Source organism: Nocardia carnea (genome assembly GCF_029868855.1).
Lineage (GTDB): Bacteria > Actinomycetota > Actinomycetes > Mycobacteriales > Mycobacteriaceae > Nocardia > Nocardia carnea_A.
Window position 1 is genome coordinate 1 of sequence record NZ_JARWOV010000274.1, and the last position, 17,016, is coordinate 17,016.

Sequence of the window (17,016 nt, forward strand, 5' to 3'; positions counted from 1 at the left end):
AGGTCGATTCGGTGGTGCCGTTGCGCGCGGCGATCACCGAGGTGAGCCGGCGGTAGCCGAGGAACTGACCGGCGTGTAATTCACGTTCGGCACAACAGCTCCGGCTAAACCGGCCGACGCCGCTGCGTAGGGCCTTATCACGCCCTCCGCAGCGGAAGCGGCCGGCGAAGCGGCAGTACTGGATCGGCCGCGATAGCGGATCGGCCCGTGCCGGAACATGCCGAGCCGAGTGTGTCGATCCGGTGCGGCCGACCGCGGTCGATGTCCCGAGGGCCAGGAGGTCCGGCATTCCGGCTCCGGCCGACTGCTCACCGCCGCACCGCGTGCCGGCCGTCGCGGCGGCTGCGTCGGCATATCGCCCCTCGCGAAGGCCGCGATGAAGGACCACAAGCGGTACCGCGGGGGAGGTGGCTGTTCAGCGCCGCCGGATCAGGCCTTCCTGCATGGTGGTCGCGCACAGTCGCCCGGATCGGTCGAGGATTTCGCCGTGAGCGAGTCCGCGGCCGCCGCCGGCCCAGCGGCCGTACTGATCGTGCAGGAACCAGTCGTCGGCCCGCAGGGGTGCGTGGAACCAAATGGAGTGGTTGACGGTCGCCACCTGGAGATCACGGTCCCGTAATTCCTCGCCGTGCGGGCCGGTGGCCGCCGAGAGCAGGAGCAGATCGCTCAGATACATCAAGCAGGCCGCCTGTTCGAGCTGTGCGCCGGGCAGCGGTGCCCGCGTCCGCAACCACACTCGCTGCCGGGCCGGGGACGCCTCGCCGCGCATGGCTTGTGCCCGGGCCGGTGGTTCCGGGAACCGGGCGTCGACGCCGAGTGCGTCGAGGAAGGTGGAGGTCCACTTCACCGCGTCGGGATATCCGGCGAAAGCCGTGGCGATATCGGGTAACTCCTCGGGCTCCGGGGCGTCGAGCGCCGCGATCTGATGTTCGAGACCTTCTTCCGTGCGGTGGAAGGAGGCGAGCATCGTGAAGATGACCCGATCGTTCTGGAGCGCCTCGACCCGCCGGGTGGAGAACGAACCGCCGTCGCGCACCGGTTCGACCACGAATTCGGTGGGTACGGTGGTGTCGCCGGGTAGCAGGAAGTAGGTCTGCGCGGAATGGATCGGCCGGTCCGCGGGTGCGGTACGTCCCGCGGCCAGCACCGCCTGACCCGCGACTTCACCGCCGTAGCTGCGCCGGGAGGGGCCGTCGTGGGTTCGTCCCAGGAACCGGTACTCGCCCAGGCGTTCGAGCGTGAGGCGATCGGCCACCGATTCCGCGGGTCGCACGGCTTCCAGGCTCATGGCCACCTCCAATGGCGATATGCGGCCATGAGCCGCGTGTTCGAGCGGGCGTGGTAGCGCCGTGACTCTCGTCCGGCGCGTATAGCCGGCGCCGGGCGCCGCAACCTACGCCGGGAAATATTATGGTTCGCGGTGTTCCTCCGGTGCGCAGTGCCCCGGGCGACCCGCCGCGGACGGCCGTGACTTCCGCGGCGAGTTCACCGATTCACTTGGGGGCGAACCGCATACCGGCATCCAGGCGCAGGCACTGGCCGTTCAACATGGCGTTGTCCACGATGGCGCAGGCCAGTTTCGCGTATTCGTCCGGCCGGCCCATCCGCTTCGGGAAGGCGTTGCCCGCGACGAGCGGGGTGACCATTTCCTCCGGCACACCGGCCAGGATGCCGGTATCGAACAGCGACGGCGCGATGGCCAGCACTCGTACTCCGACCGAGCCCAGATCGCGGGCCATGGTCAGCGCCATACCGGCGATGCCGGCCTTGGCGGCGGTATAGGCGACCTGCCCGATCTGGCCCTCGAAGGCCGCGATGGAGGCGGTGTTGACGATGACGCCGCGTTCCCCGTCGGCGTTCGGTTCGCCCTGGCTCATATGCCAGGCCTGCAAACGGTTGAGGTTGAAAGTGGAGATGAGGTTCAAGTTGATGATCTGCTGGAACGATTCCAGATCGTGCGGCCCGGTTTTGGACAGTGTGCGCTTGGCGATCCCGCCGCCGGCGGTGTTGACCGCGATATCGAGCCCGCCGAGCTGTTGCACCGCTTCGGCGAGGACGGATTCCACACCGGCGTGATCGGTGACATCGGCCTCGAAGAAGGAACCACCGAGGTCGGCGGCGACCTTGCTGCCCGCACTGGCGGTGCGGTCGACGACGACGACCTTCGCTCCGCGTGCGGCGAGCAATTCGGCGCTGGCCCGGCCCATTCCGGAGGCGCCTCCGACGACGACTGCACGTGCTCCCTGAATCTCCATATTTCCTGTCCTTCTCGGTGTACGGCACAGGCCATCGATCGCCGATGGGGCCCGGTTACGTTATATCCGCCCGAGGAGCCCGTCCCCAATTGTTTCGCAGAAGTTTCGGTGAAACCGTTGGTCAACCGCTCAGCCGACGGGCGCGGGGTCGAGCGGATACCTCTCGGCTACGCGGGCCCGGTCGCCGTAGTGGAAACAGGTCACCAGATCGTCCGCGACCTGGATCAACAGGTCGCGCCCCTCCACCGCGCCCACCCATTCGACGGGTAGCGCCGACAGCCCGTGCACGGCTCCGAGGAGGTTGCCGGCCACGGCGCCGGTCGAATCGGAATCGCCGGAATGGTTCACCGCCGCCAGCAGTGCGCCTCGCACATCACCGGTGTGCTGCGCGGACACGGCGCAGTAAACCGCCACCGCGAGGCATTCTTCGGCGATCCAGCCCTGGCCGGCCTGTTCGACACCGCCGGCGGACGCCGGATCCGAATCGGCCAGCGAGACCGCGAGCTCGAGCGCGCCGATCGTTTCCTCCGCATCGGTGATCGTGCGCAGCCGCGCCACCACCTCCCGCACCGCCGTGCGCAGTTCCACGCCCCGGACCGAGTGATCGATGAGTGCCGCGAAGGCGCCGGCGGCCAGATAGCCGGTCGGGTGGCCGTGGGTGAGCTGGCCACAACGGGCTGCGAGATCGAATGCGGCGACCGGACCCGAACCGGTCAACCCGAACGGCGCCGAGCGCATCACCGTCCCGCAGCCCTTGGAATGCGAATTCACCGGTCCTTCGACGCCGAGCGGCCGCGGAGCCAGCAACTCGGCGGATTGCCGCCGCAGTCCGGTCATACAGGCGTTGCCCGGTGCCCGGACGGCATAGAGGAACCGCTGCGCCGCCATCCACCCGTCGGGGTCGGGAGCGGGCCCCGGCGACTGCTGGGTCTGCAGCCAGCGCAGATAGGCGCGGCGTAGCGCGGGAACGGGGTCGCTACCGGGTGCGCAACGCAGCAGTCCCTCGGCGGTGAACAGCGTCATCTGTGTGTCGTCGGTGATCCCGGCCGGCTCGTCCGGCACCGGCCCGGGCAGGAATCCGGTGACCCCCGATTCGCCGTACCGGCGCAGGATCTCGGTCCGGGACAGGAACTCGATCGGCCATCCGAGAGCATCCCCGACCGCACCTCCCACCAAGGCTCCACGGACTTTGTCGACGAGTATCTCGTAGTCACGCACGATCGCCGATCATTCCAGTCCCGCCATTGCAGGCCAACAGGTTCCAGTGCGGTGGTGCAGCGCGCGGCGCGGCCGCATGGTGCCGGAAGCGTGCTGCGGCGTGCTCGCTACGCCGTGGCCTGCAGGTGATGTGCGGACATCCCCACGTCGGCCGGACCCGAGCCGACGAGCAGCTTCTGGAACGCCGCCTGCTCCCGCAGTCCGCGTTCCTCGGCACGCTGCCGGGCGGCCGGACTCACCCGGGTGGCCGCACTGCGCGCGAGGTTGACCGGTACCCGCAACAGGGGATACCACGGCGGCATATACGGCCACAGGCCGAGTTTGCGCATGGCGCGCGGCCCCAGGTACATGCTGGAGATCGACAGGTGCTGAGCCCGCGCGATCCGGCCGCGCAACCACGGCAGGTTCGGGTAGTGCCAGGTGAGCGGGTCGTTGGCCATCGGCAGGGCGAGCTGCCGGGTGGTCTCGTCGGGATTGGTGATGGCTGTCATCGTGTGGTACAGAATCCGGACGCTGTCGCGGAATCCGGTCGGCAGCCATTCCTCCGCGACTCCCATCAACCGGCCCACGTAGCGCGCGAGATGAGCCGCGGCCTCCCGGTCGTCGCGGGAGGGCACGATCCCCATCACCAGACCGCCGACGAACGGCGCGATGAGCGCGCCCACCAGTGTCGCGGCCATATCCGTCTGGTTGATCGGCACACCCCAGGCGCGCTGATCCCAGTCGGGCATGGCGCTCACGTGCCGCCGGACCAGCGAATGAACGAACCGTACATGCAGGGTCGAGCGGTAGCCCGGTTCGAATCTGCCCATGCCGTTCTGGACGTCGAGTGCCCACTGCATCGTCTCGGCGAACCGCTGGGCGGGGCCTTTTTCGAGTGCGCCGGTGCGCAGCAGGGTTTTGTTGAATCCGGACGCCAGATAGCCGCCGAGGAAGGAGACATCGCGCGCCAGATACAGCCCGTCGTAGCCGCCGCGCCGCAGCACCTGTTCGCCGCGGCGCAGCATCTGTTCGTCCAGCCAGTCCGGCGGGGTTTCGACGGCGGTGAAGAACTCGCGCAGCGGCTGCGGTGCGTCGGCGACCGAATCGATTCCGCCGGCCACAGCCTGTTCGAACAGTGGCCGGGTGGTGTTCATCCCGCTGCCGATCATCCAGTCGACCAAGGCGTCCATCGGTTCGTCGCCGATCAGCAACGATTCGCCCATGGCCGCCCAGCGCCGGGCGTCCGGTGCGCCGATGCCCATCAGCATGGCGAACGGTTTCAACCCCGGGACGGCGACCGGCCCGGCGGGGTGTCGGGTGGGGATTTCGGCACCCGTGTCTTCAGAACCCATGAAACGAATGTATTGAGTGCGTTACATTGTGTCAATGATGGGGTCTATGGTGAGACGGAGCGCGGCATGAACGATTCCCGCCGATACGTCGTGATCGGGGGCGGGCTGGCCGGGCTCGCCACCGCGGTATGGCTGGCCGAGGCCGGGAAACAGGTGACGCTGCTCGAACGCCGCGCGCGGCTCGGCGGGCGCACCCAAGCGCTGCAGGTTCCCGAGACCGGTGACCTCTCCGACAACGGTCAGCATGTGGTGGCCAGCGGTTATCGCAGCCTGTTCCGTTACCTGGAGAGCGTCGGCACCCGCGACCACGTGGAATTTCCGGGGGGCGGCACATTGCGCTGGCCGGGCGGCCGCGCGGTCCGGTTGCGCACCTCGGGTCCGGGAGTCGTGCGCACTCTGCTGGGCGCCCACCCCGACGCCGGGCCGCTGGATCGGCTGCGGGCATTGCGGGCCACCGTCCGGCTCGGCCGGCAGGCCCTGTTCCAGCCGGCGGACCTGGCCGATATCACCACCGAGCAATGGTTCGAACGCGTCGGCATGCCCGCGAAGGCCCGGGAGGCGCTGTGGGACTGGCTGGCGCTGGGAATCGCCGCCGAGCCGGTGCAGCGTGAATCGGCGAAAGTGTTCGCCGATGTGCTGGCCACGGGTATCCGGATCGGTGTGCAGGACCGGGCCGGCGTCACCATCGGCTACCCGACGGTCGATCTGGACACGCTCTACATCACCGGCGCGGAACGGATCTTCGAAAAGTACGGAGTGGACGTCCGGTACCGGACCGTTGCCCGCAAGATCGTCGTCACCGACGGCCAGGCGACCGGTGTGCAACTGGTCGACGGTACCGAGATCCCGGCCGACGCCGTGGTGTGCGCGGTTCCCAATTCACGGATCCACGGCCTACTCGACGATCTGCCCGAACACGCCGAAATCTATGCCGCCGCGGACAAGCTCGGCGCCACTCCGATCGTCAGTACCAATCTGTACCTGGATCGGCCGCTGGATACGAAGTCGGCGATGGAGGCGCTGATCGGCGGTACCGGGGTGATCGACGAAGTCTTCGACCGGCAGCGGATGCATCGGCGCACCCCCGACGGCTCCTGGCTGTACTGCCTCACCACCAGTGGCGCCTACGAACAGATCCACAAGAGCAACGACGAGATCGTCGCGGAGCAACTGGCGCTGATCCGCCGCTACTACCCGGAGGCGGAGGCGGCGGAGCTGGTGCACGCCCAGGTCGTCAAAATGCCCAAGGCGACCTTTTCCCAGGCCGTCGGCACCGCCGGTTTGCGCCCGGATCAGCGGACCTCGGTACCGAATCTGATGCTGGCCGGTGATTGGACCCGGACCGACTGGTCGGCCACGATGGAGAGCGCCGCGCAGAGCGCGGAGCGGGCAGTCCAGGCGCTACTCGCCTATACCTCGAGCGAGGGCCGGGACACAATGAAACGCGGTCTATAATTCCGCTACATGTTCCGTACCTATGACGAAGTCGACGAGCGGATCCTGGACGCGACCCTCGGGCGGATTCTGCAGGTCGGCATCCGGCGGAGCAGTCTGGACGATATCGCCCGCCGCTGCGGGCTCAACCGGATCACCCTCTACCGCCGCTTCTCCGGTAAAGACGCGTTGATCGAGGCGGCGCTGTCCCGGGAGATCGCGCGAGTACTCGCGGAGGCGACGGCAATCGCATCCACGACCGAGGGCACCGATGCCCAGATCGAGGAAACGGTCCTCTTCGTACTCCGGCTCACCCGGACCCACCCGCTGGTGACCCAGTTGCTGGCGGTGGCGCCGGAGGAGGCGCTGGGCTTCTACACCGTGCGTGGCGAGGAAATGGTCTCCCAGGGCATCGAGTACATCGCCGGTGTGCTGGCGGCCGGTCAGGAGCAGGGCGTGCTGGCCCGCTACGACCCACGCCCGGTCGCCGAACTCGTTGCCCGGATGGCTCATTCGCTGATGCTCACCCCCACCGCGGGAATCGATTTCGACGACGAGCAGGCGGCGCGGGCATTCATCCGGACCGCCATCGTGCCGCTGATGAAGTACGGCATCAGATCCGGGGCCGTCGACGCCGGTAGCGAGGAGCTCTCCCCGCCGCGGCGTGCGGTCGGGTCGTAGCGAAGTGGAGGGCGCCCGGGATTCGCGCGCGGGGTGCTGCGGATACGGATCTGCTCCCGCGGCCTCCCGGGTCGTCGGTACCTAGGATCGACAACGACGAGGCCCGACAAGGAGTTAGCGCCGTGGTGAAGATAACCCGGACCACCGAGGTGTCCGACAGCATCGTGGTCGGCACCGACCCCGGTACCGCCTACGACGCGGTGAGTGATGTCACGCAGATGGGCCGGTGGAGCCCGGAGAACACGGGCGCGGTGGTTGCGGAACCCGGCCGGCCGGCCTACCCGGGAATGACCTTCGTGGGCGCCAATCGGCGCGGGACGATGCGGTGGCATACCGAATGCACCGTCACCGCGGCCGAGCGGCCGAGCCGGTTCGCCTTCCAGGTGCGCCGGTGGGGACTGTGGAAACCGTTGCTGCCGGTGGCCGTGGCGACCTGGGAATACCGGTTCGAAGCCGTCGCCGAGGGGACCCGGATCACCGAGATCTGGTACGACGACCGCACTCAGTGGCCGGATACCCCCGCCCTGTGGTTCGACCGGGTGGCCACCGGTAAGCGGGGGTTCGCCGAATTCCAGAAGGGCAATATCCGCCGCACTCTGGATCGCTTGAAATCGGAACTCGAGGCCGCCGGCTGAGTGGCGAAGGGCTTACTACCTCCGCTTTCGTCCGGATTTGCCCCGAGGTAAGTAGAACGTGTTCTAATCTGGATATCCCGCACGAGCCGGGATCGTTGTCCGACACCCACGACCGGAGTGATAGCCGTGCCCGTTGCCCTGACCGCCGACCAAGCGGCGCTGGCCGAAACCGTCGCCGGATTCGCGGACCGGTATGCCGCGCGGGATTACACGCGTAAGCACACCGATCGCCTGAAACAGGGGAACCTGCCGGAATTCTGGCCGGAGCTGGTCGCACTCGGCCTCACCGGCGTACATCTGCCGGAAGCGGTCGGCGGCCAGGGCGGAACACTCGACGATCTCGCCGTGGTACTCGCCGAATCGGGCCGGGCGTTGCTACCCGGCCCGCTGCTGCCGACAGCGATCGCCGGTGCCGTGCTCGGGACGGCCGGCGATTCCGCCGGCGCTGCGCTGCGGCGAATCGCCGAGGGCGCACCCGGCGCGGTGATCGGCGCGGAACACCAGGTCGGATTCACCGCGGAAACCGGTGGCGACGCACCCAGGCTCACCGGCGAAACCGGCGTGATCCTGGGTGCCGCCTCGGCCGAACTGTTCGTGGTGGCGGCGACCGCCGGTACCGAGACCCGGTGGTACCTGGTCGAACGCGACGCCGCAGGCGTCGAGGTGGAACCGAAGGACGGCGCCGACCTGGGCCGCGACCTCGGGGTGGTCCGGTTCCACGAGGTGGCCGTGGGTACGCCGATCGAACTGGACACCGATCGGGCCGAAGCCCTCGCCACCGCGTTCCTCGCTGTGGAGGCGGCCGGAGTGATCCGCTGGTGCAGCGATACCGCCACCGAATACGTCAAATCGCGTGTCCAGTTCGGCCGGCCGATCGGCGCTTTCCAGGCGGTGCAACATCGCACCGCGCGGTTGCTGATCACCAGCGAACTCGCCACGGCCGCCGCCTGGGACGCCGTACGGGGGCTCGTCGACGAACCCGGCCAGCGTACCCACGCCGTCGCGGGTGCGGTCCTGACCACGCTCGGTAACGCGGTCCACGCCGCGGTGGAATGTCTGGGCCTGCACGGGGCGATCGGCTTCACCTGGGAGCACGATCTGCACCTGTACTGGCGGCGCGCGATAGCGCTGGCCGGTCTGGCCGGGCCGGTGGAAACGTGGGAACTGCGGCTCGGTGATGTCGCTCTACAGGGTCCACGTACCTTCGCCGTGCCGCTGCCGGAGACGGATTCGACCTTCCGCCACTTGGTATCGGAGATCCTGGACCGCGCGGCACAGCTGGACAATCCGAATCCGTCGAAGGTCGGCGACCACGACGCGGTGAACACCGGCCCCCGCCGGACCCTGCTGGCGGACAGCGGTCTGGTGTCCCCGCCGATGGCCGAACCCTTCGGTATCGAGGCGGGCCCGCTGGAACAGCTGATCCTGCAGGACGAATACGACCGGCACGGTATCGCCCAGCCTTCCATGGGGATCGGGCAGTGGGTGGTGCCGATCGTGCTGCACCGCGGCACCCCGGAACAGCTCGCCCGGCTGGCCGGCCCGGCACTGCGCGGCGAGGAGATCTGGTGCCAGCTGTTCAGCGAACCGGAGGCCGGTTCCGATATGGCATCGCTGAGCCTGCGCGCAACCCGGGTCGACGGTGGATGGCGGCTCCAGGGTCAGAAGATCTGGACCACCCTCGCCCATCGCGCCGACTGGGGGCTGCTGCTGGCGCGGACCGACCCCGAGGCGGGCCGCCATCAGGGGCTGACCATGTTCCTGGTGGACATGCACGCCGAGGGTGTCGAGGTGCGCCCGATCGTGCAGGCCAGCGGCGACGCCGAATTCAACGAGGTGTTCTTCGACGATGCGTTCGTGCCGGACGAGATGGTGCTCGGCGAACCCGGCCAGGGGTGGGCGCTGACCCTGGAAACCCTGGCACAGGAACGCCTGTTCATCGGTGGCGTCCGGGATCCGGGGCACAACGAGCGGATTCGCGGCATCATCGAGCGCGGTGAATACGCCGGTACCCGCGACGACGCGGTGCGGACGCTCGGGCGGATCAGTGCGCGCGGTGCCGCCATCTCCGCGATGAATCTACGGGAGACGATCCGGCGGCTGGACGGTCACGCCGTCGGCCCCGCCACCAGTGTCGCCAAGGCTGCCGCGTCGATTCTGCACACCGATGCCGCGGCCGCCGCGCTGAACCTGATCGGCCCGGCGGCCGCGCTCGGCGAAGCGATATCCGAACCCGTGCATCACGAGCTCGATATCCCGACCTGGGTGATCGGCGGCGGCACCCTCGAAATTCAACTGAACACCATCGCGACCCTCGTGATGGGCCTGCCGCGGAAGTAGAGGTGTGGTTCGGCGGGTGCCACGTCCGGCTCAGGACCGAGCAGGCCCGTAGTCCAGGTGCACCACACCGTTGGCGTAGACGTCGTGCGCTTTGAGCTCGAGTTTCGTGGCGTCGACACCGTCGGTGAACAGTTTCTCGCCTTTGCCCAGGACGATCGGGTAGACGAAAAGGTGCAGATCGTCGACGAGTCCCTCCGCGAGCAGTGCCCGGACCAGGGTGCCGCTGCCGCTGATGTAGATGGTCCCGTCGATCTCGGCCTTCAGCTCGCGGATCTTGCCGGGATCGTAGGCACCGAGTGAGGTGCTGTTGGCCCATTCGGCCTGCGGTTCCCGCGCGCCCACCACATATTTGATGGTGTCGTTGAAGAACGGGGCACCCGGGTCGTCCTCGACGGTACGGGTCGACCAGGCCGGTGCGAACATCTCGAAGGTGTTGCGTCCGAGCAGGATGGCTTGCGCGGAGCCGCTGATTCCGGCGAGTGTTTCACCCATCTGCGGGTCGAACCCGAACTCGAAGGTGAACGACGGGTCCTCGTACGACCCGTCGAGCGAGAGGAACTCGTGCACGGCGATCGTTCCCATGGTGATGTCCTTTCCGGGCGGCTCGGTGTGTGCCGCCCCGGGCTTATCGTTCTTGTTCGGGTAGACGTCACAGCCGGGGATTTCTCATCGGTCCCCGGTGATCTTTCCGATGCGCGTTCCCATCTGCGGGAGTGCAGCCCGAGGATCGCGGGTGGGAACTCTGATAGGCAGGTGCGGTACCGGGTGAGGGAGGTGGACGACGGCGCGCACTGGGCGCGCAGCATCCCGGACGCGCTACCCGGTGCATCGCCGCCGCCGTGGAGTTCGGCCGGACGCTCGGCAGAACCACCGGGAACGCCGTGCCGACCCGGCAACTTCGAAGCCGGTGAAACCGGTCGCCGAGCGAAGGTAACTCCTGAACCGTGGGACCACGGTCACGGCGACCGTACGTACAGTAACTCCGGAAAACAGTGTTAACACCACGACGCCGTGGGGCAATCAGAGTGAGGACGCGGCGCCGAACCGGTTCCGCGCAGAACAGCAAGGGAAACAGGACTTCCGAATGGGCCACCCGCAACCACCGAATCCGTACCAGCAGCAGCCGGGTCAGCCCATGCCTCCCGGCCAGCCCTATCCTGGGCAACCACCGATGCCGGGTCAGCCGTATCCAGGGCAGCCGTATCCGGGGCAGCCGCAGTACGGACAGCAGTTTCCGCCGCCGGGCCAGCCACCGTACGGCGGTCCGGGAGGCTACGGTCAGCCGCCGCGCCGCTCGGGGGGTGGCGGCGGCAAGATCGCACTCATCATCGGTGTTGTGGCCGTCGTGGTGATCGCTCTCGGAGCGGGAGCGTTCTTCCTCTTCAGCGGCGGTAGCGGCAGCGCCCTCGGCGGTGGCTACGACGATCCCCGCGATGTGGCTCAGGCCTGGGTGGACCAGGACGGCGACCCCGAGAGTCTGGTGTGCCAGGCGGATCTGGACGAGATCGAGCAGTTCGAGAGCCAGAACCCCGTTGCGCCGACGGGTGCGCCGTCGAGCATGCCGGAACCGAAGACCACGTTGAAGAGCGTGGACGTGCCCTCCGGTAGCGATTCCGGGACGTTCACCATGGAGATGACCATGGAACTGCTGGGCGATGAGACCACCTCGACCGCGACCTACGATCTGGTGAAGGAAGACGGCGGCTGGAAGGTGTGCGGCATCCTCGATCCCGATATCGAGGTCGATACTCCGGGATTCTGACCCGGGGATCAAGAATCCGCGAAACGGTTCGCGAACAAACAAGGTCTCGGCGACTCGGATATTTCCGGGGCCGGGGCCTTGTCTCGTTCCGCCTGGAGTCGGCGACCATTTCTGCGCGATCCGCCCTTTCAACTTCTGCGGATACACGTGGCGACGCGGATACGTGTAGCTCACTCAGGCCTGTGCGCATGGCCGACTCAGCGCGGTGCGCGCAATCAACCCTGGGTGTCGGACCTGCCCACCCTGGGTGCACATTCTGCCACCCGTGCAAGGAAAAAGGCGGCTGAGCAAAAGATTTCGGTAAGTCGACGGAAAGCTTCAGGGGGCATCGTCGGAGTACGACGCTCGCCGAGTCCGGAATCAGTCCCGGATGTTCGAAAAGCGAGCCGGATCCCGACAAGGAGTTCCACGTGCGAATCGCCGCGCTTCCGGTATCGATGGCAGTCGGTGCTGTCCTACTTCTCGGCGCCTGCACTTACTCGATGATGGGAACGGCGGAATGCTTCGGGCGGTTCGATCTCGAACGCGCGGTCGAACATCTTCTGGCAGAACAGGAAGGGTGGGGATTCTTCCTGGCCGAATGCCCGCACACGCTCCAGATCCGTATCGGTGCAGCGACTCGATGCGATGTCCGGCGTGGCGACGGGTCGGTCACGGAGGTGACGGTATCTGTGATCGAGGCGGCGGGGAACCGGGGCCGGATTGCAGTGCAATCCATGAGATAGGCGAAGGGGACCCCTGGGCCGGTAGTTGAGGCCACAGCGCCCGGTTTCTGGGAACCGATTGTGCCGACGCCCCACCGTGCCGCCGATCCCGGATCGACGGCGGTGATCAGCACGCCGATGCCATCGTGGCTGAGCACGAGGCGGCGTTGCGGCCACGGATTTTGGCGGAACTGCAGGCGCGGACCGGGCCTACAGTGGACGTCGATGATGTGCTCGCCGAGATTCGTGCTTGCGTTCTCGCCGCCATCGGTGGGGGGAAGTGGCCCGGAGGATGTGGTGCGTGAGATCCGTCGCCGCTTCGCAGGATCCGACGAGCCGCCTCCGGCACTGCTCGATCTGATGAACGCTGTCCTCGATGCCCGTACCGAGGCACATGGCCTCGGCCGCTCGCCTTCGTCTGCACCCGCACGCCAGGTAATGACCTTGACCAGCGCGGTAGCGATCGTCAGCCACTCGACCATCGGGCGTTATCGGCCGACTTCCAGATCTGCTTCCTCGGAGACGACCACGGCAATCGGGTAATTCGCGAATACGTGGCGGCGGTGGCCGGTGATCTCCGCACGGTCGTCTCACCGAGACGCTCGAGCACAGCGCGCGAGCGGTGTCGTACTGGGAAGAACTGGCGGCGGAGACCGACGAGCCGTCGGATAATCTGGCGTGGGCGCGTGGCACCGGGCCCGCTGGTTGCCCGCACTGGACCCCGCGGACGGTGAAGTATTGCGCTTGTCGCATCGTCCTGTCGACCTATACGAGCGCATCTGCGCCGAGAACAGTGACTGCGCAAGATTTCTTGCGGGTGCGCTGATCGATCACGCTCGGCAACTGGCGAGTGCCGGTGAGCCTCGGCACGCACTGGAACCCAGTTCGCGTGCGGTGGCCAGGTGGGAAACGCTGGCGACGGCGGAACTACGCCGGTACCAGCCGGAACTGGCTGTCTGCCTGCGCCGGCACAGTCTGCATTCGGTTCGGCTCGCCCAGGATGGCGAGGCACTCGAGTATGCCCGGCGTGCACTGCGGCTCACCGAGGAGAGTGTGGACCTGGCGCCCGCTCGGTTCGTCCCTGATCTGGCCGCGGCCTGCGGAGTCACCGCCGATCTGCTCTACGAGCACGACTCCGGCGCCGCTCTCGTCCTGGCCGACCGGTCGGTCGCGCTGTACCGATAACTCGCCGACTCCGAACCTGCGGTTTTCGGTTCCCGATCGATACGGGCGCGGCGCCGGGCCACCCGGCTCCGTGCCCGGTCGGCGGCCGCTGGGGGCGATGCCCGGCGCACGATGTAGCAGGCGAGCGCGAGGCAGGCCCGGCCCCCGTCGGTTCTGGGCCTGCCTCGGCTGTTGCGACCACCACCTCCCGAAGAACCCCCAGCTCCGGGCGGGTGGTGGTCGCCGTGGCAGAATATCGTCACCGGACTGTCTTACGCATTTCCGGCCGCAAGACTTAAGAATTCTTTGATTTCCCCCAGGCATTACTCCCCGTTATTTCAAGGGTGACGAAGAATCAGCTGAAGATTGCGAAATATGGCGGGCGTACGGTCGGTTCGGCGATGCTTCTCGAAATATGCTGAATGGCAATTGATTACGCAAGCCCGGTCCCGTTCTCGGATACTCATCACTTGATGGTCCGTCCCGATGGTGGGCGCCGCCGGAGTTCACGGCGCCGCGAACCACGCTGTCGGTGCTCCCTCCAATCCAAAGTAAATGCAAAAGTCTGCAGCTTCGGCGTGCGAAAAAAGCTGGCAGGCGGAAACATCGGTACCGCTCCGCAGAGCGGCACGGTTGCCGGTCGGGCGATCGGACGGCAACCGTGCGGGGCGGGGTAGTTCCCAGCGCTTGCTCATCGGCCCTGCGATCCGGACGACCGGCGACAGAGCGGGTCGAGGTGCCGATCGAAGCGCATCCGGCAGATCCTTCGCGAAAGACAGTCATCATGGATATCGGATCCCACGATCCCGCCCCTGACCGCACAGTCCTCTCCCTGACCATGGGATTCCTGGCGAGCGCCGCTATCGGTGCCGTAGTACGGCTCGATATCGCCGACCATATCGCCCAGCAACCCCGGACCGCTGCCGAACTGGCGGACCTGACCGGTGTGGACGCCACCGGACTTCAGCGGACCCTGCGATTCCTGGCCGGGTCCGGGACGTTCTACGAGGACGGTAGCGGGCGGTTCCATCTCACTGCGGCTGCCGAACGACTGCTCACCGGGACGCCCCGATCACTGAGAGATGCCGTGGTTTTCCTGACCGAGCCGATGTTCTGGCAGGCGGCCGGCAATTTCGGCGCGAGCCTCCAGCGCGGCAGTTCCACTCTCGACGAGATTGTCGGAGTCCCGTTGTGGGAACATCTGGCGGCGCATCCGGACGCCGCGGCGATCTTCGACGCGGGAATGGTGAGTTACTCCGCGCCGCAGGACGCCGCGATCGCCGACACCTTCGATGTATCGGATTTCCGCCGCATCATCGATGTCGGCGGTGGCCGCGGCGGCCTGCTGTCACTGCTGCTTACCCGCCATCCCGTGGCCACCGGTCTGCTGTACGACCGCGCGCCCGTGCTCGGCACACATCTGCTGGACACCCCGGAACTGGCGGGCCGGTGGGTCACCGAGGCGGGGGATTTCTTCGAATCCGTTCCGGCCGGCGGCGACCTGTACATTCTCAAACATATTCTGCACGACTGGAACGACGACGAATGTATCCGCATTCTGCGCCGATGCCGCGAGGTGATGCCGCCCGGAAGCCGGCTGCTGGTCGCGGAGAGTATCGCTCCGCCGCCCAATACGCCGCATTATGTCTGGTCGCTGGACCTCATGATGCTCGCTGCCCTTACCGGCCGGGAACGCACCCGCGAGGAGTTCGAGCAACTGTTCGACTCGGCGGATCTCACGCTCATCCGGGTGCGGACGACGGCTTCCTACAGTTCCATGGCGATCATGGAGGTCGTACGGCGCGACCACACTGCGGCGAGTGCGGAAACGGGCCGGTGAACGACGTACCGGTGCTGATCGCCGGCGGTGGCCCGGTCGGAATGACTCTCGCCCTGGAACTGGGGCGGCGGAATGTCCCATGCCTACTGCTCGAGGAGACCGATCGGTCGCCGACAGTGCCGCGGGCGAGTTCGTTCAGCGCTCGGTCCATGGAGCATTTCCGAAAATTGGGGATCGCCGGTCGTATCCGGTCCACAGGGCTGCCCGCAGACTATCCGACCGACGTCAGCTATCGCACCCGTATCTGCGGCCCGGAGCTGCATCGCATCGCTCTTCCGTCGTCGGCCCGGATACTTGCCACCGCCGGATCCGGCCACAGCGGACCGACCGCCGAGCCGCAGCATCGGATTTCGCAGCTCTACGTCGAACCCATTCTGTTGGAGCGCAGCCGGGACTTTCCGCATGTGCGCATCGAACGCGGCAGCAGACTGGACGAATTCGAGGAGACCGACCGCGGTGTCCGCGCTTTCGTACGCTCGACCGGCACCGGGAAAACCCGGACCGTCACCGCCGACCATCTGGTCGGTTGCGACGGTGGCGGCAGCACAGTACGTAACGCGCTGGGAATCGAACTGACCGGTGACCAAACAGTGCTGCAGGCCGTCACCGCGTTCTACCGCGCGCCGGAACTCGCGGAACTCGTCAGTCCACCTGCCTGGATGACATGGTCGGTCAACGGGGAGGTGCTGTGCGTGACCGTCGCCGTCGACGGACGCGAACACTGGCTCATCCACGCGTTCTCTCCCGCCGGGACCGATACTGCCGGGATCGACGCGGGATCATTGCTGACGCAGGCGATCGGGCGTCCGACACCGCATGAGGTGCTGGGGATCGAGCGGTGGACCGGCCGGCGCCTCGTCGCCGATCGGTACAGCAGCGAACGAGTGTTCCTCGCCGGCGACTCCGCGCACCTGTGGGTGCCGATGGCGGGTATGGGAATGAACATCGGCATCGACGAGGCGATGCATCTGGCCTGGATGCTCGCCGCTGTTCACCAGGGCTGGGGTGGACCGGACCTGCTCGCGGCATACGACGCCGAGCGGAGACCGGTCGCCGAAGCCGTTTCCGGGTTAGCCACCGGAATCGGTAAGGGCCTGCTCGACTTGGTGAGCGCCGAAGTGAACGAGGAAGACAGCGTCGCCGGAATCGCCTCGCGGCAGCGTCTCGGCAGGGAGGTGGCGGTCGCGGACAGCGGCCAGTTCACTCCGGTAGGTCTCAGTTTCGGCTATCACTACTACGGGTCGCCGCTGATCGCCGCCGATCGGCATCCCCCCGAGTTCACCGTCGCGGAATATCATCCCTCCGTTACCGCGGGTGCGCGGCTCCCGCATCTGGTCTTGGAGGACGGTACCCCGATCTACGATCGACTGGGACGCGATTTCACGCTGCTGTGTATCGGTGACCAGGCACCGGATCCGGAGCCTATCGTGCGTGCGGCCACCAGTTGTGGGGTGCCACTGCGGGTTCTCGAACTGCTGTCCCCGGCGGCGATCGAGCGATACCGCAGTTCGTTGCTCCTCATCCGGCCCGACCAGTACGTAGCCTGGCACAGCACTGCGGTTCCCGAATCTCCCCGGGAACTGATCGACCGTGTGCGTGGAGCAGGGTGCGGACCCCCGACGGCGGAATAGGAATCAACCTCGAGCTTC

Annotated in this window: 14 protein-coding genes; 8 read left to right on the forward strand and 6 right to left on the reverse strand. The window is 67.1% G+C overall.

Features of this window, described 5'->3' with window-relative positions; all coding sequences use genetic code 11:
• The 5 genes from QH195_RS28355 to QH195_RS28375 all read right to left on the reverse strand — a co-directional run.
• On the reverse strand, positions 1-289 hold a 289-nt coding region (locus tag QH195_RS28355), incomplete at its 3' end, for a hypothetical protein (protein WP_280437639.1).
• Positions 290-415: 126 nt separating this feature from the next.
• Positions 416-1,288, reverse strand: a complete 873-nt coding sequence (locus QH195_RS28360) for an acyl-CoA thioesterase (protein ID WP_280437640.1) — start codon at positions 1,286-1,288, stop codon at positions 416-418.
• A 205-nt stretch (positions 1,289-1,493) separates the two neighbouring features.
• Positions 1,494-2,255, reverse strand: coding sequence for an SDR family NAD(P)-dependent oxidoreductase (locus QH195_RS28365; RefSeq protein ID WP_280437641.1), 762 nt, complete (start codon positions 2,253-2,255; stop codon positions 1,494-1,496).
• Positions 2,256-2,384: 129 nt separating this feature from the next.
• Positions 2,385-3,473, reverse strand: a complete 1,089-nt coding sequence (locus QH195_RS28370) for an ADP-ribosylglycohydrolase family protein (RefSeq protein ID WP_280437642.1) — start codon at positions 3,471-3,473, stop codon at positions 2,385-2,387.
• 107 nt (positions 3,474-3,580) lie between these two features.
• Positions 3,581-4,807, reverse strand: coding sequence for an oxygenase MpaB family protein (locus tag QH195_RS28375; protein ID WP_280437643.1), 1,227 nt, complete (start codon positions 4,805-4,807; stop codon positions 3,581-3,583).
• 66 nt (positions 4,808-4,873) lie between these two features.
• On the opposite strand from QH195_RS28375, the gene hpnE reads away from it, so the two are divergent.
• The 4 genes from hpnE (at position 4,874) to QH195_RS28395 (ending at position 9,897) form a co-directional block, all read left to right on the forward strand.
• Positions 4,874-6,262, forward strand: a complete 1,389-nt coding sequence (hpnE, locus tag QH195_RS28380) for a hydroxysqualene dehydroxylase HpnE (RefSeq protein WP_280437644.1) — start codon at positions 4,874-4,876, stop codon at positions 6,260-6,262.
• A gap of 9 nt (positions 6,263-6,271) precedes the next feature.
• On the forward strand, positions 6,272-6,922 hold the full coding sequence (locus QH195_RS28385; RefSeq protein WP_280437645.1) for a TetR/AcrR family transcriptional regulator: 651 nt from the start codon (positions 6,272-6,274) through the stop codon (positions 6,920-6,922).
• A 122-nt stretch (positions 6,923-7,044) separates the two neighbouring features.
• Positions 7,045-7,557 (forward strand): SRPBCC family protein, encoded by a 513-nt coding sequence (locus QH195_RS28390; RefSeq protein ID WP_348536874.1) that lies wholly within the window; start codon positions 7,045-7,047, stop codon positions 7,555-7,557.
• A 126-nt stretch (positions 7,558-7,683) separates the two neighbouring features.
• Positions 7,684-9,897 carry an acyl-CoA dehydrogenase gene (locus QH195_RS28395; RefSeq protein WP_280437646.1) on the forward strand — a complete coding sequence of 738 codons (2,214 nt, stop codon included), beginning with the start codon at positions 7,684-7,686 and terminating at the stop codon, positions 9,895-9,897.
• Positions 9,898-9,927: 30 nt separating this feature from the next.
• On the opposite strand, the gene QH195_RS28400 is transcribed toward QH195_RS28395, so the two are convergent.
• Positions 9,928-10,479 carry a dihydrofolate reductase family protein gene (locus tag QH195_RS28400; protein ID WP_280422630.1) on the reverse strand — a complete coding sequence of 184 codons (552 nt, stop codon included), beginning with the start codon at positions 10,477-10,479 and terminating at the stop codon, positions 9,928-9,930.
• 502 nt (positions 10,480-10,981) lie between these two features.
• On the opposite strand from QH195_RS28400, the gene QH195_RS28405 reads away from it, so the two are divergent.
• The 4 genes from QH195_RS28405 to QH195_RS28420 all read left to right on the forward strand — a co-directional run bounded on the left by QH195_RS28405 (position 10,982) and on the right by QH195_RS28420 (position 16,998).
• Positions 10,982-11,659, forward strand: coding sequence for an Rv0361 family membrane protein (locus QH195_RS28405; RefSeq protein WP_280422629.1), 678 nt, complete (start codon positions 10,982-10,984; stop codon positions 11,657-11,659).
• 1,382 nt (positions 11,660-13,041) lie between these two features.
• A complete protein-coding gene (locus QH195_RS28410; protein WP_280437647.1) occupies positions 13,042-13,548 on the forward strand; it encodes a hypothetical protein in 507 nt (168 codons plus the stop codon).
• A 763-nt stretch (positions 13,549-14,311) separates the two neighbouring features.
• A complete protein-coding gene (locus tag QH195_RS28415) occupies positions 14,312-15,367 on the forward strand; it encodes a methyltransferase (protein WP_280437648.1) in 1,056 nt (351 codons plus the stop codon).
• On the forward strand, positions 15,364-16,998 hold the full coding sequence (locus QH195_RS28420) for an FAD-dependent monooxygenase (protein ID WP_280437649.1): 1,635 nt from the start codon (positions 15,364-15,366) through the stop codon (positions 16,996-16,998). The genes QH195_RS28415 and QH195_RS28420 overlap by 4 nt, the downstream gene beginning before the upstream one ends.
• The last annotated feature ends 18 nt before the right edge of the window (positions 16,999-17,016 follow it).

Coding starts and splice junctions, on each gene's coding strand:
- hpnE (WP_280437644.1), top strand. CDS start 4,874: ATGAACGATTCCCGCCGATACGTCGTGATCGGGGGCGGGCTGGCCGGG.
- QH195_RS28385 (WP_280437645.1), top strand. CDS start 6,272: ATGTTCCGTACCTATGACGAAGTCGACGAGCGGATCCTGGACGCGACC.
- QH195_RS28400 (WP_280422630.1), bottom strand. CDS start 10,479: ATGGGAACGATCGCCGTGCACGAGTTCCTCTCGCTCGACGGGTCGTAC.
- QH195_RS28415 (WP_280437648.1), top strand. CDS start 14,312: ATGGATATCGGATCCCACGATCCCGCCCCTGACCGCACAGTCCTCTCC.
- QH195_RS28360 (WP_280437640.1), bottom strand. CDS start 1,288: ATGAGCCTGGAAGCCGTGCGACCCGCGGAATCGGTGGCCGATCGCCTC.
- QH195_RS28375 (WP_280437643.1), bottom strand. CDS start 4,807: ATGGGTTCTGAAGACACGGGTGCCGAAATCCCCACCCGACACCCCGCC.
- QH195_RS28405 (WP_280422629.1), top strand. CDS start 10,982: ATGGGCCACCCGCAACCACCGAATCCGTACCAGCAGCAGCCGGGTCAG.
- QH195_RS28365 (WP_280437641.1), bottom strand. CDS start 2,255: ATGGAGATTCAGGGAGCACGTGCAGTCGTCGTCGGAGGCGCCTCCGGA.